Raw genomic sequence first — 21,302 nt, 5'->3', positions numbered from 1 at the left:
AGAGAAGGAACTCGAATAAGCTGCATGGGAGGGGACAACCCAGGTATGTATGAATCGCTTCTTTTCTCGCTGCAATCTTATTTGCTGACTTTTGTGATGACGCCTTTTGGACTGGTTTTTATTCCACAGGGGATGAGCACGCTCTTCCAGCATACGTCCTTAGCGCTGATTTTTTACGGCTATTTGCTGATCAATCCACTTTTTTATCGATTTTTCCTCAACTGGCTGAAAAAACGAGAGCTTCGACAGCAAGCGACGTCTGCCATTCACCGGAAGCATTGGATAGTGGCGGGGGGCTGGGCGCTGTTCTCCCATTTTTGGCTGTTTCAGATTCTTCATGCCTATTTGCACAGCGGCAGAGAGGGAGAGGTGGCGTTGACCCCTTCGATGGAGCTGGTAGGGCTTTCTGCCATCGCCTTGTTTGTCGTGGTGGGTAGTACAGCGTTTTTATCCTACAAGTACAGGGTGCTAGGAAAAGAAGGCCGCTACGACAGTTTATCTTCTCTCTTTCGGAAATAGCTGTTCTTCACTACTTCAGCTTGAAAATGATCAGACCTGCGATCATGATGCCTATACCCATGACCTTGTTTAGATTCATAGGTACCTTTTCCACGCCAAAAAGGCCGAGGGAATCGATGATCAGCGCGACGAGAAGCTGCGAGATAAGCAGGATGGATACGGAGTACGCAGGACCGATTGAAGTAATCCCTTTCATCACAGCAAATACAATCAAAGCTCCGAACACGCCTCCGAGCAAATAAACCTTGTTGACCTCCCCGATTTTTTGCCACTCTCCGTCACGGACAAACAGGAAGATCGAAAAGGATACGAGAAAGCCTAAGCCATGTACGATGGCGTTTGTCTGCCACAGTCCCAGCTTCTCGCTTGCTTGCGCGTTAAACACACTTTGCAAGCAAATGAATACGCCAGCCAGTAAAGAATACAAAATGCCCTGCAAGAAAATGACCTCCTGAGCGTGCTATTCGTAGATACTGCCATTTGCCAACTGCTTGATTTTGTCCCTGTCGATAATGAGAAGGGATCCTTTTTTGCGTTCAATGATATGGGCTGCGCGTAAATCACGGATGACTCTGTTCAAATGACGGTAGCTGGTACGGAGCAAATCAGCTATCTCGGTGAGCTTGCCGGTGTGAAGCTCCGATTCATCGGACAAGGTAGAGAGCAAGTAGCTGGCAAATCGGTTTTCCACCGGATACAAAAGATTCAGGCTCGTAGAGTTGGAAGAGGTGTACAGCTTATGACTTATTTTTTGCAGGATAAACTGGAGAAAGGGAGGATGATTCAAATAGCGCTCCTGCAAAGTCTTGTAGCTGATCGCGACCAGCAAGCTGGGGTAAACGAATTCCACCGTGTTGCGGACCTCGCAGGGGGTAAAGAATTCGATATCGCCAATGATGGCAAGCGGATTATTGAACCGCAGCAGCAACGATCGGCCATCGGGTGAGGTCGTATATATCTTGATTTTTTGTGCAAGAAGGGTACCCTGTTTTTTCTTCGACAAAGCAGAGAGAAATGTGGTTAATCATTCCAGATGCACAGGCGTAGCAGGAATAATAGAAGGATTCAGAGAAATAAAAGAGTCGGATAGAGATGAACGAAGAGGAGTGGAGAAATTGACTTTACAACCAAAAGAGACCGTAATCGGATTTGTCGGAACTGGCGTAATGGGTAAAAGCATGGCATCTCATTTCTTGAAAGCAGGCTACCAGGTTGTCGTGTACACGAGAACGAAGGCGAAGGCAGAAGACCTGCTGGAGCAAGGGGCAGTGTGGAAAGAACATGTTTCACAAGTCGCACAGGCTTCTGATGTAATCATTACGATGGTAGGATACCCGAGCGATGTAGAAGAAGTGTATCTCGGTGCAGAGGGAATCGTTACTCATGCAAAGCCGGGGTCTTTTTTAATTGATATGACGACCTCCAAGCCATCCTTGGCGGTGAAAATTTACGAGGAATCGAAAAAGCGCGATCTGCATTCGCTGGATGCACCCGTGTCCGGCGGAGACATCGGTGCTCGTGAAGCGCGTCTGACGATCATGGTAGGCGGCGATCAGGAAGCGTTTGACGCTGTAGAGCCGCTGCTGAAGGTCATGGGGACAAATGTCGTTCTCCAAGGAGGACCGGGTGCCGGTCAGCATACGAAAATGTGCAATCAAATTGCAATTGCCACCAACATGATCGGTGTGTGCGAAGCAATCTCCTATGCGAAAAAGGCAGGACTCAACCCGACACGCGTGCTCGAAAGCATCGCTGCTGGTGCCGCAGGAAGCTGGTCCCTCAGCAATCTGGCACCGCGCATGATCGCAGGGAACTTCGAACCGGGCTTTTACATCAAGCATTTTATCAAAGACATGGGGATCGCCCTGGAGGCAGCGAAGGAGATGGGCCTCCTGACGCCAGGTTTGGAGCTGTCCAAATCGCTGTACGATGAGCTGGCGGCAAACGGCATGGAGGACAACGGTACGCAAGCCCTGATTAAGTGGTTTGAGAAGTAAGTAAGGCAGTATCGATATAGCATCAAGGAAAAGCCACTGCTGACGGTGATGGAAAACGGCCGTTCTGCTGTGGCTTTTTCTCAACGTATAGGAATTAATAAGCGTTATGCTTATTAATTCCGGAGCGCATGACGATGTGGGAGATCGTTTGGAAGCAGGCTTGGGGAAATTGAAACCTTTTCCACCGTCCTTCGTCTGATTAATAGCAAGAAGAGATGAGGGAGAGGGGACTGACTGGATGAATAGAAAGATATTCACGGCTTGTACGGCCTTCCTGCTCGGTGCAAGCGTCGCGTGGCTTCCCACTGCGCAGGCAGCAAGCTTTTCCGAGGTGCAGCCGTATATCACCGACTATCAAATTGGTTTTACCGATGGGACGAAGCTCGTAACATCTCCTGTCTATGATGGATACAGCCGATATTCCAGCTACACAACTGTCACAAAGGCCGGAAAATACGGTCTTCTCGATAACAAGACTGGAAATGAAATGACCCCAGCCATCTGGGACAGCATCGAGTTGATTCCCTCAGGAAAGATCGCCATCGTTCAAAAGGGCGGATGGTTTCAATACCTGGACCTGACCACAGGAAAACTCTCAGCCACAAAATACACTGGAGGACACGCGTACTATTTGTCAGATGAGCAAGACACTGTGGTTGCGATGATTGGTCAGACATCCACGCTGCTGGATTCGTCAGGAAAAGTGCTGATCCCGCCTTTTGCAGGCAAGCTATCGATGGTACAGCTAATGGACCCGACAATGGAGAGCGACCAGTCAGCTGAGCCGGTTCGGTACTTCCTGGGAAGTACAACTAATCAAATCACCCTGTATGATCCGGTTACATTTGCACCAACATTTACGCTGAAAAATGCGTCGCTGATCCCCAATGAGGGTGGTCCGAAAACGGCGTATCTGAAAGTCCAATCAGGGGGCAAGGAGGGGCTGGTGGATGTCGATGGGAAATACGCGCTGGAACCGAACTACAAAGCCTTGTATTTCCTGAATAACGGGTTCGTGCGAATAGAAGGGCCAGATGGTGTGGGGCTGTGGAAAGGCGGAAAAATGCTGGTCGAGCCGCAATACGCCGACGTTGGCACTGAGTTTAACCAACCGGATGTTTACACTACCATGACAAAAGACAGCATCACCTACCATTCCCTGTCCAAAGGAACGGCGCAAACCTTTAAAAAGGGAGCAGAAATACTGGCCAACCACCACGTGCTGGGACAGGATCCGAAAACGGGGCTCTACGGCATTGCCGAGATCGGAGGAAAAACGATCGTGCCCTTTACCTATCCACGGGTAGAAGGGCCGCCGGCAGCTCGATTGCTGATTCGTGCGGATGGCAAAAAAGGGCTCATTCCCGGGTGGGAGCAGCCGATGGCAGAGCCTACCGTCTGGTTTGATTCCGTTACCACGATCGGCGGTACGTACAGTATGCTGAGCATACAAGACGGTAAGCGCATCGGCCTTTATTCCGAGAGTAAAGGGTGGATCTTTGAACCGCAGGAGAGTACGGTGATCCACTACGATCAAAAATCCAATCGGGTGATCGTTGAAAACACGGCGGATGGTACGACGGCGGCATACGGATTCGATGGCCGAATCATCAATGACACAGAGCCAAGAAAGGAAGCGCTGACGGATTATGTGACGACCGCTGGCAGCACCGAAAAAGGGTTCGTTCTCGTAGATATAAAGACCCAGCAGCCAATCAGCAAGGCATATCGCTCCCTTTATTTTGAGGGTGGAGAGATGAAGCTGATCGTCGCGATGGACGAAAAAGTGGCTGATTTGTACACGCCGCAGGGAGAGCTGCTGACAAAGGACATTCAAATTCCTTTGCAGCAAGGACAGATGGATCAGTCACCTGTTGTATTTACGAAAATGGACAATAACCTTTATTCAGCGGGCGCAAAAGCGGGTTCCGCTTATGTGGCATTGGTTCGGATCGCAGACGGTCAGCTGCAGCCGGTAAGCGATTTCGATTATGTAGGCGTTTCAGCGAGATTCACGGCTGAAAACAGTCTTATGCTGCTTCAACGACCGGATGGTACCTATGACGTGTGGACCAATAAAAATGGGCAAATAGCGCGAACGCTTGACAAAGTAAGTGCGATCGAAACGTCAACCGGATTGGATAACGTATTTGTACAGCGAGGAACTGACTGGGACGTTTATTCCCCGGAAGGTCAACGCTTGACCAGCAAAAGCAATCATGCACTGAAGTACCTGACTGCGGGAGAAGACAAATTAGGTGCGATCGTTTACCAGGATCAACAGACAGGATTGTATGGACTGTTGAAAGTCGATGGTACGATTCTGACAGAGGCCAAATTTGAGTCGATCGCTTTAATGAAGGACGTGTTTCCGGGGCTATGGAATGAGGCAGGAGTGGCGCCGACCTACGTGTACACCACAAACAAGCAGTTCGGTTATCTCGATCGGGAGGGACAGGAGCTGTTCCAGACAGCCTTCCTCACGAAAAAGCCGGCGATAACCTATCGACCGATGTCGCTGCAGAGCTTTCCTTCTTACGCTAGCCAGATGCGGCAAAATCCGCTGGAGCTGCTTTCTTTTGACAAACCGTACAGCTGGCCAGCAGATGTGCCAAGCGAGCAAAAATTCTTCGCGAATCTGGCATTGTACCTTGGGCTGCCAAAAGAAGCAGGGAAGCAAGAGGTGCTGACAGAGCTGGCGGGGAAAGGAATCATCCCAGCAAACCCGGATCGGGTGGCATTAAACGATGAAGATATGTTTGCTCTCTCCTATTTCATGGAGACTGGGCAGGTAAGCAAAATGACAGCTGCCCAACTGTGGGAATGGGCGGGCAAGCGCGGTTTGGTGGTGGAGCGAGGCAAAATGAGCTACTACCAGACGATGGACCTGTACAGAGAGTATCATGAGATGTTCTTTCGGGAGCTGCTGCGTACCACGGCAGGGAAACAGGCTGCCAAGGCAAAGAGCCTGTCGGCGGCAACGCTCACTGCAGCACAGCAACAAATGCTCACCCCGATGATTCTCGTCAACGGGAAAGCATGGGAAGAGCTCGCGCTGCCTTTGCCACAGGCGGAGAGGGCAAATGTGTCAAGCACCTTGATCGACCAATACAACAAACAGGCTGCTCAGCTTCTGGCTGCCTACCTCAAGCAAAATCCATAACAACAGCCCACTTCTTTGAAGCGGGATTTAGCAGTTGTAGGAGGAACGTCCATTCTTTAACTCTCGGATAGCGAAAGGAAAGCTTGCCTTTCCGCGAGTTGAGACGTAAGCAATCATCCAGTCAAATTCACAAGGCTGCTTGGAGCATCTCCAGCAGCCTTTTTGTGTTTGGTAAGCAAACGAGCAGAATCGTTTCAGACGAATAAGCGTTACTCTCGATAATAAGAAAGCACCCAGCATACTCCGTTTCGGTCGGAAACGATAGCCAACAGCCCATTGAACGGAGCTTCATATACTTCTGTATGCACAGTGCCATCGGTCGCAAATTCCCCGTAGATCTTTCGGAACTCTTCCTCTGTCTCTATTCGTAAAAAGACTCTCACGTAATCGCCTTTTCCTATCGGCTTTGCTGCTTGAGTATCGGCAAACTTTAGGGTAGCTCCCTCAACATGCAGGTCTGCATTTAGCACCACATCCCCTTGCTTGCGCAAAATCACAATCTCGCCGCCAAAAACGCTCTGATAGTACTTGATCTCCTCACTGCAGTTGTCCACGACAATGAACGGATTCACGATCATCCCTTACGCCTCCTCTTTGTCAGTCAGATTGTGAAGCACGGTTTTCAGCATGCCTATCAACAAATCATACTCGTCGTCGGTAATACCTTGACGGGTTTTGTTCTTAACGCGTCCTAGCGCTTCTTGTACTTCCGGCACCACCTCATGACCTGCATCTGTCAAAAAGAGCAGCTGATAGCGGTTGTCATTCGGATCGGCCTCCCTGCGTACGTATCCTTCTGCTTCCAGCTTGGCAATTGCTTTCGCTGTGGTCGTTTTGTCGATAAGCAGCTTCTCGCTTAGCGCTTTTTGCGTAATTGGTTGCTGGAAGGCAATGGCCATCAGGAAAAAATACTGTCCACTTCCAATTCTATAGGGTGCTAGCTCTGATGAGATCAATATCTGCATGTGACGATAGATGGCTGAGATATACTGGCCGTGCGATTCTTGGCTCCAATGCTGCTCGCTCAGTTTACTCCCCCCTCAAATAGGATGTCATTGCAACTAATTACATTCATCCTACGCCATATAGGATGGTATTGCAACTGTTTTTCGGTAAAAATATCCACCATCTGATTCTTCCCGATATGGAAGGCTGTCCGTCCCAAACTGCTCTCCTGTGGGACACGCTCGAATGGGCAGGCTTGCACATTACGATGCTGAAGGATTCATCGCCAGACTGACAATAAAAAGGGAGCGGTTCTCCCTGACAACGTTTGCTCGGATCAGCTTACATGTTTACCGCCAAAGCCATTCGTGCAAAATGGGAGTACCCCCTTATGGTTATACTCTCTGCTTGGAGGTGGGGGGACTGGATTGAAATTCCACTACCTGGTCTATAAAGGCTGGTCTATATGGTACTCAGCCATCATTTATTTTCTTGGAATGCTATACCTTCGTTGGCACCTTTTCTTTATAAGAAGTCGTTGACTTTGACCAATCTTGTTACTCACATTCTCGGAGGAGCTACATGACATTCCTGATATCCTTGATCATTGTCCTCGCCATCGTGTCAGTTGGAGTCATCAGTCCCACGCTCTTTGCACAGGCGGCGTCAAAGATCCTTACTCTCACAACCACAAATTTCGGCTGGTTTTACTTGATTGTAACCCTCGGCTTCTTAGCCTTTTGCCTCTTCCTCGCTTTTAGCAAATACGGGCAAATCACCCTTGGCGAAGATGACGACGAACCGGAATTCTCTCTCCCTACCTGGTTTGCCATGCTATTTAGTGCTGGAATGGGGATCGGGCTTGTTTTTTGGGGAGTCGCGGAGCCAATCTCCCATTATTTTTCTCCTCCTGCAGGTGTTGCTGGTCAGACGCCAGAGGCAGCACAGACTGCCATGCGCTTTGCTTTTTTTCACTGGGGGCTTCATCCTTGGGCCATTTATGCTGTCATCGCTCTCTGTCTAGCTTACTTTCAATTTCGAAAGGGTTCCAAGGGGCTCATCTCTTCCACATTTTATCCTTTGCTCGGTGACCGGGTGAATGGCCCCATCGGCAAAGGCATTGATGTGCTCGCCATCATTGCCACCGCCTTTGGTGTCGCTACCTCGCTGGGATTGGGGACCCTACAAATTAATGGAGGTCTTGCCCATCTCTTTGGGCTCCCTTCCACCCCCACCGTTCAGATCATCATTATCGCAGTCATCACTGTGCTCTATCTTTTATCCTCTACATCCGGGCTGGATAAAGGAATCAAATTTCTTAGCAATACCAATCTAGTTTTGGCTCTCGGTCTCTTGCTTCTCACCCTTTTCATGGGACCGACCGCCTTTTTGTTCGACACCTTTACGACTACTCTTGGCAGCTATTTAAACAATCTAATCTCGATGAGCTTGCGCCTCACTCCTTTCACGCAAGGAACCTGGGTGGCAAACTGGACGCTGTTTTACTGGGCGTGGTGGATTTCCTGGGCACCTTTCGTCGGCACTTTTATTGCACGTGTATCCAAAGGAAGAACTATCAAAGAGTTCGTCATTTGCGTCATGCTCGTCCCCAGCCTGCTCAGCTTTATCTGGTTCTCCGTATTTGGAGGAACTGCGCTCCACCTCGAAATGTTTGACCAAGCTCCGATCGGTTCTGCCGTTCATCAGGACATTTCCACTGCCTTGTTCTTGGCCTTGGAGCAGCTCCCGCTCGGGCAAATCCTGAGCTTTGTCGCCCTCTTTTTGATTACCGTGTTCTTTATCACTTCTGCCGATTCTGCCACATTTGTGCTTGGCATGCTGTCATCGGAAGGGAATCTACACCCGACCAATCGCGTTAAGATCACTTGGGGCATTCTCCAGTCAGCTACAGCCGTAGTATTGCTTCTGAGCGGCGGTTTGGAAGGACTTCAGACGGCTTCGATCGTTGCTGCGCTGCCTTTTGCTGTAATCATGGTACTGATGTGTTACTCGCTGCTGAAGGCATTAGGAGAAGAGGCTCGCCACGAACGAAAAAGGCGGAAGGAGCAGCAGAAAAAGTTGGAGAGACTTTTGAAAGAGGTGTAGAGGCATTAGGCTAGAGGACTGCCATTCAGGGGCTTAGATATGCAGAACGCTTCATGAAAGCTGGAAATACGGTCATCGGTCATTGTAAACAATTTGGAGAAGGAATCTGAGCGTATCGCCCTGTTTGATTGGGTAACATACAACAAATTATCCGGAATTTCTCAAGCAAAATCCATAATCAGTCAAAAGGCACAACACCACTTTTCCGGTGGGCTGTGCCTTTTCTTGTAAACTAAGGCTCCACCAAAAGGCTTGGTGGAGCCAAGTTTCCTAATTTACAACGCAGGCCAGTATTTTGCCATGATGACATAAAAGAGAACAGCCAGTACAGCCGTTGCAAGCAGAGCGATAATAAGTCCGAGCAGGGAAAACTGATCCAGCTTGTACGCGACCAGAAAAAAGACCGTAAATGCGAGATAGGCAATCAGGGTCGTTAATTCCAGCTGTGTCATATCAATCACCTCTTATATGGTGGGCTTCAAAAAGTATAAAGACTTTTGACTGTGTTTGGCAAGGGGGTGATACGAATACAGGAGATAGAAAACAGTCCCGCTCCGTGTGGAAGTGGGACGTGGTTTCCTATCGTTATGGTCACATTAGGTCTCCCAAGGTCTGGATGTTCCCAGGAGATCGGCCAAATGTTTACTGCGCGTGCGGCGCTGCTTGCGGGCATCTGCCCGTTCCGGAGCGCTTTCATGCAGGAAGATTTCTTCCTTTGTCTCAGGAATGACTTTCGGAACTGTCGTCGGCTTTCCATCTGCTCCTAAAGCGACGAATGTCAAAAAGGAAGTCGCACAAACATTTCGTTCGCCTGTGAGCAAATCCTCTGCCACGATTTTCACGAAGATCTCCATCGACGTCTTGTGCGTCCACGTGACGAAAGCTTCCAGCGATACCTCGTGGTCGATCGGGATAGGCTGCAAAAAGTCAACGGAATCAGTCGAGGCTGTCACTACAGGGCCACGTGCAAGCTTCATGGCAGAGAGTGAGGCAACGTCGTCGATATAGGACATTAGCTTGCCACCGAAAAGAGTGTTGTGGTTGTTCGTGTCAGGGGGAAGGACATGGCTCGCCTTAAAGGTGCGTGTCTCCCGGACAAAGCGTTCTACTGTCATGCAGAGGACTCCCTTTCGAAAGCTTATTTAGAATGGGGGGAATGGCTATATTGTTTCACAACCCTATGCGCGAAGCAAGCCAGAAGCTCCCTTCTATGGTAGCATAAAGAAATAGCATGAAAGGCAGAAAGGATGCGAGGTTTATGGAAGAAATCCGCTACAGAGAGCTTTCGCCAGCAGAGCTGGACGCTTCTCTGCTGCGATCCTTTAACCGCTATCAGGAGACGAAACGCGTCTGGTATATCGAAGGCGGGGAGTGGAAGCAAAAGGACGATCATTTTGTAGATCACTGGGACGACGACAAGAAGCAGCTGGTTTTGCAGGATCTGCAGCGATGTGTGCGCGAGGGCGGCGTTGTCGTGGGTGCTTTCGCTACCGATACGCTGGTTGGCTTTGCCAATATCGAGGGAGAACTGTTTGGCAGTCAGGGTGAATACGTAGAACTTCCTTATATCCACGTCAGCAACGAGCAAAGGGGCAAGCGCATCGGAGGGACGTTGTTTGCCCTGTGCTGTGAAAAAGCAAAAACTCTCGGAGCCAAAAAGCTGTACATAGCGGCACATCCATCTATCGAGACCCAGCATTTTTATCGTTCGGCAGGCTGCGTGCTTGCTGCTGAAATCAATCAGCGAATCTATGAAAGAGAGCCGCTGGATATTCAGCTGGAGCGGATGCTGTAAATAGGAAAAGGAGGTTCTCTCGGGGCAGTAGCTGCTGGAGACGTGATGGGCTCCCTGCTTGCTCGTTTTGCTTCGTCTGATTCAGGGGATCGGGATCGGCGGAGAATGGGGAGGGGCTTTGCTCTTAGCTGTGGAGTATTCTCCGGAAAGCAAGCGAGGCTTTGGCGGCAGTATTCCGATGATGGGATCAGCTGGTAGAATCGGCGCCTTTTTATATTTTCGCGACGTTCGTCCTCTCCTATGCAACAGGGCAGCTCCATATGGAACGAGGGGCGGTTTTGAACGCAGTGACACTCGGGACATTGTTCTCCGCTTTTGTCATTCCTGTCACCGGGATGCTGGCAGACAAAATCGGCAGAAAGAGAATTTTTATCATGGGCACATCTGGAATGATGCTCTTCGCTTTCCCGTATTTTCAGCTGCTCTCCTATCAATCGGTTTATACCCTGACGCTGGCTACCGTCTTGGGAATGGGGCTGTGGGGTGTAATTACGGCGGTCATGGGGACGCTTGTTTCGGATATGTTTGGCGCTAGAGTGAGGTATACAGGCATTTCGGTTGGGTATCAAGTAGGGGCTGCGCTTGCGGGAGGAATGGCGCCTTTGATCGCGACTACGCTTATCCATTCCTTTAACGGCTCTTGGGTGCCAGTCGGTCTGTTCATCATTGTCATTGGTGCCATTTCGCTGGTATCTGCTTTGTTCGTCCCAAATTCAGTTCCGCCGGTCTTTTCAACAAGCGAGCGCATATAATGTCTCTATCGCAAAAAGAAGGTGCTTGGGATGGAATATTTGAATGTCATTTACGAGCAGCATGTCTTCATGAATCTGGAGATGTATATCCGTGTTGTCGTCAGTGCTGTACTCGGCATGTTCATCGGGTGGGATCGCTCGCATCGAAACAAGCCAGCCGGTCTGAAAACGTATATGTACGTTTCCGTCGCCTGCACGCTGATTACGCTGGTCTCCATTTATAGCGCAAAAATGTACAGTACCCCGAACAGCGGAACGATGATGGATCCGATGCGTTTGGCTGCGCAAATCGTGACCGGGCTGGGCTTTTTGGGAGCAGGCGTGATCTTGAAGGATGGCTTGCAGGTAAAGGGCTTGACCTCGGCTGCGATGATCTTTTTCGCCGGAGGCATCGGCATTGGAATTGGAGCCGGGTTTTATGGAATTGTCATTTTCTCTGTTATTATTTCCTTTGTCTTGGCAAGGCTGAGCCAACGCTTTGAAGATGTCCAGCAAAAGCGAGGGGAAAGCAGCGAGAAAACAAATAGCGTCAAGCAGCAAGGCGTGGGTTGAATGAGGAGAATACAGGAGGGCCCGGATCTAGGCAGGTGCTAGATCTGGGGCTTTTTATTATTCCAGAGTAGAGCAAAAAGCCCTTGGATTACACCAAGGGCCAACGATCGTTGAGGGAAAAGCTCTACTCTCCAGATAATTTCATTTTTTAAGCAAGGCTCATAATTTTCTTGGCTTCGCGCAATCCTGTCAAATACGCTCCGTGTACACTCGCGTAGTTATCAGGATTGGTAGCTTCTCCTGCGAAAAAGAGTCGGTTGTTGACGCTCTCTCCCAAAGCGATCATATCCTCTGGTGTAGAGTGGGGGGTGTGGAACGCATAGGAACCGAGAGAATACGGATCAGATGCCCAACGCGTCATTTTGCTGGCAGTTGGGAAAGGGATGCCACTTCCGTACTTTTGCAACAATCCATCCATCACATAATTCGCAATCTGCTCATCACTCCACTTTTCCATGTTCGCGGCTGTAGCTGCCGTAAATGAACCAAGCAGGATAGGTTGATTTGTATATTTGTAAAGGTTCAGGAGCTCTTGTGTTTGTCCATTCCCTGTTGGGAGATCGATCGTATCGCTGTCTTTGTCCCAAAAAGCATACGGGAAGTGGAGGTAGAGCTTGTTGATCAAGCCAGTATCCAGTCTGTTGATCGCTTCTTGCTTGCTGGTGGGCAGCTGTGGCTCAAAGGTGATATTGCCACTTTTCAGTACGCCAAGCGGAAGTGTAACAACTGCGTACTTGGCCTGGAAAACATCACTGTATGTCGCGACGCGGACGCCGTTTTTGTCGTGATGAATTTGGTGAACAATTTGGTTTTGCTGAATGTCCAAGCCCGCGGTCAATCTGCGAAAGATTTGATCAAACCCTTTGGAGTCGCGGGATTGGTCATTTCGCTGTTGCTCATAGATTTGGGTCAAAAAAGAGGTAGGGTTCCCGTAATTGATTCCGTGCAGCCAGGATGCTCCCAGCTCTGTAGGATTCCCTTTTTCATAATCGGTCCAGATACGACCACCGATTCGATCACGGGCCTCCAAAACTGTAACCGTAAATCCGTTCTTGCCCAGCATGTGGGCGGCAGCCAGGCCGGAGATGCCAGCACCGACCACAAGCACGTCCAGTTTTTTGGTCGGTTGGGGGAGGGAGGCAGCTTCTGCCGCTTGGACAGGCATCAGTGCGCGAGTTGCATCCCCCAAGAACAAGCCTGTAACGGTTGCAGCTACACCAGTCTTAATAAAAGAGCGTCGACTTAATTTGAGACCCATTCCGCAAACTCCTCTCATATGAAAACAGCCTATCAATAACGCAGCACGATCATAGTAGTCATCTATCCAAGTTATACCACAGGACATAAAAAGCATCTATCATAAGTTTGTGAGTAATAATTGACTATAAAAATAAGATTACATAGAATAGGAATGTAAAAGATGTCATATTCACGAATGTCTGTTTTTATGAGGAGCAAAATGATCGAGACCGTTCCTGTTTGTGAAGAAGATCAACCTTTTCTATTCCAACTGTTCGGCACCACTCGCTCTGATGAAATCGCATTATGGGGATTCGATCAGACGATGGCAGATCAGTTTTTACGCATGCAGTGGGAAGCGCAAACACATTCCTACCGATTGCAGTTTCCAGCTATGAATCAATGGATCATTTTAGCCAATAAAGAAAAAATAGGCAGGATCCTTGTAAACAGGACTTCCCAAGAACTACATCTGGTGGACATTTCTCTCTTGCCTGCTTATTGCAATAAAGGCATAGGCACTGGATTATTATTAGGTCTGCAACGAGAGGCATTACAACAGAAAAAGACTCTTTCTTTGAGTGTGCTAGTTTCCAACCCAGCCAAGCGATTGTATGACAGGCTGGGTTTTTCGGTGGTTTCTGTGGATGAAGTATATGTACGGATGCAGTGGCGTAGGGAAGAGCTTGGGGGAAAATGAAAGAAGGGGATGTTTCAAATGGCAGAACCGTACATTGGAGAAATTCGAATGTTTGGTGGGAACTTTGCTCCAGTAGGATGGGCGTTATGCAACGGACAAATCTTAAATATTTCGGGAAATGAGGCACTTTATGCTTTAGTCGGCACTACCTATGGGGGTAACGGTGTTACTACATTTGGCCTGCCTGATTTGCGGGGGAGAGTCCCGATCCATATGGGCACATTGAGTGGGGGCGGTACCTATGTGCAGGGCCAGATTGGGGGAGCGGAGTCAGTAACCTTGATTCAAAGCCAACTCCCGGCACATACACATACGCTGAGTGCTGAATCAGCGGCAGGAGCTGACACTCCGGCAGGCAAGATGTGGGGGATACAGCCACAAAGCGCGTACACGGCTTCTCCTACTAGTCCGGGACAGATGAGGGCAGGCTCGATCTCTACTGTTGGTGGTAGCCAGCCTCATGACAATATGATGCCCTCGTTGACGGTTAATTTCATTATTGCATTGGAAGGCATATTTCCTAGCAGGGGCTAATTCTTCACGCTAGTAGTAATCGTAATGGAGGAGATTGAATGGAACCGTTTGTGGGAGAAATACGCCTTTTTGCGATGGATTTCGCACCAAAGGGGTGGGCAATGTGCAACGGCCAGTTATTAAGCATTCAAACGAATACTGCCTTATTTTCACTCCTGGGAACAACGTATGGCGGGGATGGAAGAACTACCTTTGCTCTGCCCAATCTTCAAGGAAGGATACCCGTCCACGTCGGGACTTCTAATGAATTTGGCTATACCGTTGTTGCGGGACAATCAGCCGGCGAAGAGTCGCACACGCTGATCATGCAAGAAATGCCTGCTCACATGCATACTGTGTCGGCATCTTCGCAAAAAGCAAGTGAATCCTCGCCGGTTGGGAATGTATGGGCAGCCAGAGAAAACAGCTATGCCACAGCAGATGCATCTCTTCCCGATTCTATTATGCACTCTGCGGCTTTATCTGTAACGGGTGGCAGTCAGCGACACGAAAATAGGCAGCCATATATCGTTTTAAACTTTTGTATTGCTTTGACAGGTATTTTTCCGCCAAGGAGTTAAGGAGGGGATGTTATGGATCCATATATCGGGGAAATCCGGATATTTGCAGGGAATTTTGAGCCGGCGAACTGGGCTTTTTGTAATGGTCAATTGCTTGCTATTAGAAACTATACGGCTCTTTTTTCTATTATTGGAGTCCAGTACGGTGGGGACGGTGTAAACACTTTTGCATTGCCTGACCTGAGAGGACGAGCCCCTATACATCAGGGGCAGGGACCTGGACTGACTCCAAGAACGATAGGAGAAGAAGTCGGGAGTCCTACCGCAACACTTAACGTAAATCAGATACCCGCACACACGCATATGCCCCAAGCAGTCAATGAGTATGGAAACACAAACAATCCTGATGGAGCTGTCTGGGCGAAGGCGGCGCAGCAAGGCAAGTTTGTTAAGAAAGACACGCCCCTCTACAGTAATGCAGCCCCTGACAGTTCAATGGACCCTAGGATAACAGCCACGACTGGGATGGGGCTGCCCCATAACAATATGCAGCCGTATCTGGGTATCAATTTCATTATTTGCCTGCAGGGGGTATTTCCCTCAAGGTCATAACGAAGTCTTGAAATGAAAACTAGGAAGGGAGGGATAGCAATGGGAGAACGGAAACTTATGCTGCAACAGAGACAAAGCTTGTGGAAAAAGCTTTGTGTCATGCTCTTATGCCTATTGATTCTAGGGAATGTTATCCCCACACAACAGCACGGGAAAGCTGCAGAATTGTGGTCTAGCGCATCAAGTATTCCAACCTCGAATTTACTTCAAGCGGTTCGCTACGGTGGGGGCGAATGGCTGGCAATGGGATATTCGGCTACCTTGCTGACATCTAGCAATGGCACGAGCTGGGATAAGCAGGTGCCCGCAGGAGCAGTCGACGATTGGACGGATGCGGTGCATGACGGCGATCACTGGACTCTGGTCGGCTCGGGTGGGAAGATCTATCGCTCCAACGACAAGACAGCTTCCAGTGGCTGGGCGAAACAGCAATCTAATACGGCCTCGGATCTTTACGGCATTGCCTTTGGTGGCGGCACCTATGTAGCTGTCGGCAAACAAGGTACGATCCTCACTTCCTCTAATGGGGCTTCTTGGACGTACCGCAGTTTGCCTGGGAACAGCATTGATTCGCTCTTTGGCATCGTGTATGCAGCAGGAAAATTCGTGACGGTTAGTTCAGCTGGTAATATATACACTTCCGATAATGGGGAAAACTGGACGGAACAAATGAGTGGCTCCCCCCCGTTATATGCTGTTCAATACGGAGACGACCGATTTGTAGCCGTCGGTGAGGGCGTGATCTATTACTCGGACAATGGAATGAGTTGGACGAGTGCAAATGTACCAGGAGCAGGAGATTTGTACGCAGTTGCTTATGGCAACGGGAAATACACAGCAGCAGGGGCTGCGGGCGAACTGCTGACATCCTACGATGCCAAAGACTGGGATACTTCTGAATCGTCAGGCCAGACGGACGATTTGTATGGCATCGGTTATTCTGCCGAACAGAGACGGTTCGTCATGGTCGGGGGAGATACTGGGCCAGTCATATTGACGCAAATTCAGACCGCTTCCGATTTGTTAAGGGATCTTAAGATCAGCGTTGGGACGTTGACCCCGGTGTTTAGTTCCAATGTGCTGAGCTACACGATGAGTGTTCCAGATACGACAAATACCATCAAAATAACCCCGGTTGCTGTAGAAAGTCAGGCGAACGTCAAGTATGCAGTAAACAATGGGACCTACTCAACGATCACTAGTGGACAGACTAGTGGTGATATTCCGGTTTCAGTTGGACTTACGATTATTGATGTCAAGGTTACTTCGAGTAGCGATACTTCTAAAACCTACATGGTCGTAATTAATCGAAGGGAACCAAACGATCCACCAAGCAATCTGACTTTGTCGAGCGCAGTGATCGAAGAAAATAAACCGAAAAATACCGAGATTGGAACGCTGCAAGCGACCGATTCCAATACGGGAGAGACCTTTACGTATTCTCTGGTCAGTGGAGATACAGCAAGCTTTACTATCAGCGGGAATAAGCTAATGTCCAACGAAGTATTTGATTACGAGGGTGCAAAGCAGAGCTACTCGATCGTGATTCAAGCGACGGATTCACGTGGAGCAACGATAGATAAGCCCTTTACGATCCAGATCAAGGACGTAAACGAGCCACCAGTCGTAGCAAACAACAGTAAAAGCGGTCAGGAAGATACGCAGCTTTCCTTTGCAGCAAGCGATTTTTCCGGTTTCTATCTCGATCCGGAAATGAAAGACTTGCAAAAAATCCAGATCACGAGCTTGCCGGGAAATGGTATCTTGATGCTCAATGGTGCCGCTGTTACAAATCAACAAGAAATTCCGGTCACCGATCTGGCAAAACTGAGTTTTTCACCAAATGCAAACTGGAACGGCACGACTTCCTTTACCTGGAAGGGCCATGATGACAACGCGTATTCTTCAGAAGCTGCGGCTTTCACTTTGATGTTCTCGGCTGTAAATGATCTTCCTGTAGTTCGTGATTTCACGAAGAGTGCTATGGAAAACCAGACGATCGCATTTGCGGCGAGTGACTTTACTCAAGCGTTTGATGATGTGGACCAAGGGGACACATTAACTCAAATGAAGGTGGTTAGCTTGCCGGCACAAGGAACATTGAAAGTAAGTGGGACAGAAGTGACGGTCGATCAGGTCATTTCGCTGTCTGATCTTTCTTCGCTTACGTACTCACTTCTGCCGGGCAAAAGTGGCACGTATTCCTTTGACTGGGTCGGACATGATGGAAACGGCTATTCACCCACTTCGGCAAAAGTCACTTTGGAAATTGCAAACGTGAACGATTTACCTACAGTGAGCGACGACACCAAATCAGGTACGGAGGATCAAGACATTCGGTTCACAGAAGCTGACTTCACAAAAGGGTTTGCTGACGCAGACGGTGACACCCTGAAAAAAATTCAGCTCGTAACGGCTCCTGCTAATGGAACTTTGAAGCTCGATGGTACGGGATTGCATGCAAACAGCGAAGTGCCAGCCAGTGAGCTCTCTAAACTTGTCTTCGCGCCAAACGCAAACTGGGCCGGCACAACGAGTTTTACGTGGAGTGGGCATGACGGTTTCGATTATTCTTCCAATACCGCCACCTTCACTTTGGAAGTAGATCCGGTCAATGACCCGCCGGTCGTTGCAAGCAGTAGCAAGAGCGGTAATGAAGACACTACGTTGTCGTTTGTGACGAGTGATTTTACTTCCACATACACAGATGCAGAGGGAGATCCACTGTATCAGGTCAGGATCGAAAGCCTGCCTTCACATGGAGCATTCGCACTTGATGGCATAAAGGTACGGGCGCAACAGGAGATTCCCGCAGTTGATCTGTCCAAGCTGACTTTTGTACCGGATGCGAATTGGAATGGTAGCACATCTTTCTCGTGGGAAGGGTCAGATGGATACGAATATGCGGCGACAGCGGCCACATTCACGATCATGATCACCGGAGAAAATGATGCGCCGGTAGCAAACGATGGAACCCTGCGGTTGACGCAGAATCAGGCTAAACAGGGCAAAGCAGTTGCAAGTGACGTAGAGGGGGATCCACTCATTTATCAGATCGTGGATCAAGGCACCAAAGGAACGGTCGTGATGGACGCTACTGGTGCGTATACGTACACCCCGCAAAGGAATGCGACGGGTAGCGACTTCTTTACTTACCTTGCAAACGATGGAACGGTGGACTCGAATCTGGCAACGATCCGCATTACAATTTCGGCTGTAGTCATACCGCCTGCACCAGTGTACTCTCCGACCATCAGTGCGATTGCCGATCAGAAAATTGATCAGGGCGGACGTACCGAGAAGCTGGACTTTACAGTAAGCGATCCGGATGACGATCCGCGCGCTTTGGTCGTTACGGCGTATTCCGATAATCAGCGACTCGTGCCGAATGAGAATATCGTTCTAGCTGGAAGTGGAACCAATCGAACCATCCAGGTAACATCTGGAGCAGGACAGAATGGTATCGCTACGATTACGGTCACGGTCAGTGACGGGAAATCGAGTGCGAGCGAATCGTTCACTGTGATGGTAAATGAGGTTAATCATCCCCCACGGGCTCTGAACGGATACTTGCTCGCAGAAAAACCTGAGCAGGTCAAAGGCGTCTTGACAGCAACGGATGAGGATGACGATGAGCTTACTTTTGTCCTTGTGCGTCAGGCCAGCAAAGGAAAGGTCACCCTTACCAATGCGAAGTCGGGTACCTACACGTATACCCCTAGCAGGGGAAGCTCTAGCATCAGTAATGATAGTTTTACGTTCAAAGTCAATGATGGAAGAGTGGATTCCAACACAGCAACGGTAACGATTAGCCGCAAAGCGAGCAATGACGCTACTCTCCAAGATCTGCGTGTATCTGAGGGCAACCTCACGCCGTCCTTTAGCTCAAAGCGAATGAGCTACACGGTAAAAGTGCCTAAGGACGTCTTGAGCATTGAGGTGGCGCCGACAACGACGAACGCAGCGGCAAGCGTGACAGTAAACAAAGAAGCAGTGGAAAGCGGCACGACTAGCGCGCCGATTGCACTGAAGCCAGGAAACAACCAGATCGACGTAATCGTGAAAGCACAGGATGGTACACAGAAGACGTACAAGCTGACGATTGAGCGGGCGTACACGCCGATTACCGAAATCAAGCTGGTGAAACACAGTCTGACGATGACAGAAGGTGATGATCCTGTTGTTCTCGACGTTCGAATCAAGCCAGACCAAGATGCAGGAAATCTGCTCGTCTGGAAATCGAGCCGAACGTCAGTAGCAACCGTCGACGAGACGGGAAAGGTCGTTGCTCGCAGCAAAGGAACGGCTACCATTACCGTATCGAGTCTCGACGGCAAAGTAAAAGACAAGGCTACGATAAAAGTAGAAGAAGGCAAAATCGTTCAACTGGTAGCGGACTCGACGATACTCGTCATGAGCCCGAAAGACTCCGAACCATTCACGATTTTCGCCCATTACAAACAGGGTACCAAGCGCGATGTGACGGACGAAGTGAGATGGACTACCAAAAACAGAAAGGTCGCTTCCGTCACTAAAGGAAAAATCGTGGCGAATGGCACAGGGACAACGTTACTCACGGCTACCTTCAAAGGCGCTGCCGTCTCTATCCTGGTCAAAGTGTATGATCAACCATGGGTAGATGAGCGGAAACTCGATGTATCGCTCGACAATATCGAATCTCCTGATGGGTACGAATTACGTATCAGTGGTGAACTGCCAGCCAAAGAAAAGCTTTCTGTCCAAGTGAAGATGGGGAAGAAGGAATATGATGCAGACGTTGATCAGGAGGAAAATTCCTTTGTCTTTACCCATTCGTTTGAGGAGAAAGACGAGCTGCCAGAAAACGTTCAGTTGATTATCAAGCCGAGCAGCTCGAAGAAAAAGGAGCAGATCATTACGCTCCCAATCCAGCTGTTCGATACGAAGAGCGTTCAGATCAAAGAGCTCAAGAAGCAGGAAGACAAAAAGAAGAAGAGCTACAGCATGACAGGAACACTCTATGACGAGTTGGCAGTCATGAAAATAGAGCTCGTGAAGGATGACGAGATCGTTGCGGTAGGTACGATGAAACGAGGCAGGTTTGAGTTTCCTTCGTTCCGGTATGATGGGGAGGAACTGAGCTTGCGGGCCACTTCCTATACGGGATACTTACAGGAGTGGGAACTAGGAGGGGAAAATCCGTAGGTGGATGGTGAGGTGGGCCTGTTTTCTAGCAGGTCTGCCTCTTGTCAGTGAGAAAAAAAGAAAGATAGCTTTTCCCATAGCCGTTACTAGGGCTACTCGGAGAGCTATCTTTTTTTATACAATCGAACAGGCATGGCATATATGATAAATTGAAAGCAATGTGTTTCATGGATGCCAATGAGAAATTGTGATTGTTAATCATTATATAGTAAAAGAAGACCCCTAGGTTTTCCTAAGGGATCGTTGATGGGGAGCTTAGCTTTTAGGTAAAATATGAATCGTAATGACGGTAACCGCTACATGGTTACCGTCGTATAAAGTGATCGTACCTGTCCCTGTTCTGTAATCGATTCGTCCCCCATAAATGGAGACTGCTATAGGGGTGAGAACGCCATTCACTTCTTTTACTGAACCATACTGCGTGTGAAGTGTATGCGAGGGCTTTCGTTCGAGCCTACACCGTGCAGGCGATTTTCAACGCACACGGCGTTCCATCAACGAATAAAAGGAAAAATTTACAATTGGTATTTTCATCGTACAAAATAGGATCGCACTTGTCTCCCAACTAAAGTTACCTACATTCCTAAGTGATCGCTCGCCGCTTAGACAGCCTCGACAGGACTCTAGCCCCCTCTGCACTTTAACAAAATCTTAAGCTATCCTTCTTACAGCCAACAACTAGGTTAATACTTCGCCCTTACAAT

The 21,302-nt window shown here is 49.0% G+C and carries 19 protein-coding genes; 12 read left to right on the top strand and 7 right to left on the bottom strand.

The genetic code is table 11. From position 1 onward, the window contains the following. The first annotated feature begins 45 nt into the window (after window positions 1–45). Window positions 46–519, top strand: a complete 474-nt coding sequence (locus ACLIN2_RS23345; protein WP_411502286.1) for a hypothetical protein — start codon at window positions 46–48, stop codon at window positions 517–519. 10 nt (window positions 520–529) lie between these two features. Here the strand turns inward: ACLIN2_RS23345 and ACLIN2_RS23340 are convergent, their stop codons facing one another. Both ACLIN2_RS23340 and ACLIN2_RS23335 read right to left on the bottom strand, forming a co-directional pair. After that, window positions 530–958 carry a DMT family transporter gene (locus ACLIN2_RS23340; RefSeq protein ID WP_122960844.1) on the bottom strand — a complete coding sequence of 143 codons (429 nt, stop codon included), beginning with the start codon at window positions 956–958 and terminating at the stop codon, window positions 530–532. A 21-nt stretch (window positions 959–979) separates the two neighbouring features. Then, entirely contained in the window at window positions 980–1,447 is a 468-nt protein-coding gene (locus ACLIN2_RS23335; protein WP_400587873.1) for a Crp/Fnr family transcriptional regulator, read from the bottom strand. On the opposite strand from ACLIN2_RS23335, the gene ACLIN2_RS23330 reads away from it, so the two are divergent. Both ACLIN2_RS23330 and ACLIN2_RS23325 read left to right on the top strand, forming a co-directional pair. Continuing rightward, window positions 1,413–2,516, top strand: a complete 1,104-nt coding sequence (locus ACLIN2_RS23330; RefSeq protein WP_411502285.1) for an NAD(P)-dependent oxidoreductase — start codon at window positions 1,413–1,415, stop codon at window positions 2,514–2,516. The genes ACLIN2_RS23335 and ACLIN2_RS23330 overlap by 35 nt on opposite strands. Before the next feature lie 238 nt (window positions 2,517–2,754). Next, on the top strand, window positions 2,755–5,679 hold the full coding sequence (locus ACLIN2_RS23325) for a WG repeat-containing protein (RefSeq protein ID WP_411502284.1): 2,925 nt from the start codon (window positions 2,755–2,757) through the stop codon (window positions 5,677–5,679). A 209-nt stretch (window positions 5,680–5,888) separates the two neighbouring features. On the opposite strand, the gene ACLIN2_RS23320 is transcribed toward ACLIN2_RS23325, so the two are convergent. Both ACLIN2_RS23320 and ACLIN2_RS23315 read right to left on the bottom strand, forming a co-directional pair. Further along, window positions 5,889–6,257: a VOC family protein gene (locus ACLIN2_RS23320; protein ID WP_092275744.1), complete on the bottom strand. Its 369-nt coding sequence runs from the start codon at window positions 6,255–6,257 to the stop codon at window positions 5,889–5,891. 3 nt (window positions 6,258–6,260) lie between these two features. After that, window positions 6,261–6,644 (bottom strand): MarR family winged helix-turn-helix transcriptional regulator, encoded by a 384-nt coding sequence (locus ACLIN2_RS23315; protein WP_411502283.1) that lies wholly within the window; start codon window positions 6,642–6,644, stop codon window positions 6,261–6,263. Between the two features lie 562 nt (window positions 6,645–7,206). Between ACLIN2_RS23315 and ACLIN2_RS23310 the strand changes: the two genes are divergently transcribed. Beyond that, window positions 7,207–8,730 (top strand): glycine betaine uptake BCCT transporter, encoded by a 1,524-nt coding sequence (locus tag ACLIN2_RS23310; protein WP_411502282.1) that lies wholly within the window; start codon window positions 7,207–7,209, stop codon window positions 8,728–8,730. A 275-nt stretch (window positions 8,731–9,005) separates the two neighbouring features. Here ACLIN2_RS23310 and ACLIN2_RS23305 read toward each other — a convergent pair whose 3' ends face one another. Both ACLIN2_RS23305 and ACLIN2_RS23300 read right to left on the bottom strand, forming a co-directional pair. Continuing rightward, on the bottom strand, window positions 9,006–9,182 hold the full coding sequence (locus ACLIN2_RS23305; RefSeq protein WP_246070938.1) for a hypothetical protein: 177 nt from the start codon (window positions 9,180–9,182) through the stop codon (window positions 9,006–9,008). Between the two features lie 144 nt (window positions 9,183–9,326). Next, window positions 9,327–9,845, bottom strand: coding sequence for an acyl-CoA thioesterase (locus tag ACLIN2_RS23300; RefSeq protein ID WP_092275738.1), 519 nt, complete (start codon window positions 9,843–9,845; stop codon window positions 9,327–9,329). 143 nt (window positions 9,846–9,988) lie between these two features. On the opposite strand from ACLIN2_RS23300, the gene ACLIN2_RS23295 reads away from it, so the two are divergent. From ACLIN2_RS23295 to ACLIN2_RS23285, 3 genes are all read left to right on the top strand, one after another. Continuing rightward, the gene (locus ACLIN2_RS23295; RefSeq protein WP_092275959.1) at window positions 9,989–10,525 is read left to right on the top strand and encodes a GNAT family N-acetyltransferase; all 537 of its coding nucleotides are present in this window, start codon (window positions 9,989–9,991) and stop codon (window positions 10,523–10,525) included. Window positions 10,526–10,785: 260 nt separating this feature from the next. Further along, a complete protein-coding gene (locus ACLIN2_RS23290; protein ID WP_411502281.1) occupies window positions 10,786–11,277 on the top strand; it encodes an MFS transporter in 492 nt (163 codons plus the stop codon). A gap of 30 nt (window positions 11,278–11,307) precedes the next feature. After that, the gene (locus ACLIN2_RS23285; protein ID WP_411502280.1) at window positions 11,308–11,829 is read left to right on the top strand and encodes an MgtC/SapB family protein; all 522 of its coding nucleotides are present in this window, start codon (window positions 11,308–11,310) and stop codon (window positions 11,827–11,829) included. Window positions 11,830–11,977: 148 nt separating this feature from the next. On the opposite strand, the gene ACLIN2_RS23280 is transcribed toward ACLIN2_RS23285, so the two are convergent. Next, window positions 11,978–13,087 (bottom strand): FAD-dependent oxidoreductase, encoded by a 1,110-nt coding sequence (locus tag ACLIN2_RS23280; RefSeq protein ID WP_411502279.1) that lies wholly within the window; start codon window positions 13,085–13,087, stop codon window positions 11,978–11,980. A gap of 201 nt (window positions 13,088–13,288) precedes the next feature. Here ACLIN2_RS23280 and ACLIN2_RS23275 point away from each other — a divergent pair, with 201 nt between their 5' ends. Genes ACLIN2_RS23275 through ACLIN2_RS23255 form a run of 5 tightly spaced genes read left to right on the top strand, consistent with a single transcriptional unit; the run spans window position 13,289 to window position 20,598 of the window. After that, on the top strand, window positions 13,289–13,768 hold the full coding sequence (locus ACLIN2_RS23275) for a GNAT family N-acetyltransferase (protein ID WP_411502278.1): 480 nt from the start codon (window positions 13,289–13,291) through the stop codon (window positions 13,766–13,768). Window positions 13,769–13,786: 18 nt separating this feature from the next. After that, entirely contained in the window at window positions 13,787–14,302 is a 516-nt protein-coding gene (locus tag ACLIN2_RS23270; RefSeq protein WP_411502277.1) for a phage tail protein, read from the top strand. A gap of 38 nt (window positions 14,303–14,340) precedes the next feature. Continuing rightward, the gene (locus ACLIN2_RS23265) at window positions 14,341–14,862 is read left to right on the top strand and encodes a phage tail protein (RefSeq protein ID WP_411502276.1); all 522 of its coding nucleotides are present in this window, start codon (window positions 14,341–14,343) and stop codon (window positions 14,860–14,862) included. 12 nt (window positions 14,863–14,874) lie between these two features. Further along, a complete protein-coding gene (locus ACLIN2_RS23260) occupies window positions 14,875–15,414 on the top strand; it encodes a phage tail protein (RefSeq protein WP_411502275.1) in 540 nt (179 codons plus the stop codon). A 39-nt stretch (window positions 15,415–15,453) separates the two neighbouring features. Continuing rightward, entirely contained in the window at window positions 15,454–20,598 is a 5,145-nt protein-coding gene (locus ACLIN2_RS23255; RefSeq protein WP_411502274.1) for a tandem-95 repeat protein, read from the top strand. The last annotated feature ends 704 nt before the right edge of the window (window positions 20,599–21,302 follow it).

It is taken from the genome of Brevibacillus centrosporus (genome assembly GCF_046622605.1).
GTDB lineage: Bacteria > Bacillota > Bacilli > Brevibacillales > Brevibacillaceae > Brevibacillus > Brevibacillus centrosporus.
The sequence above is the reverse complement of the archived record's forward strand: the minus strand, read 5'-3'. Positions and strand labels throughout refer to the sequence as shown.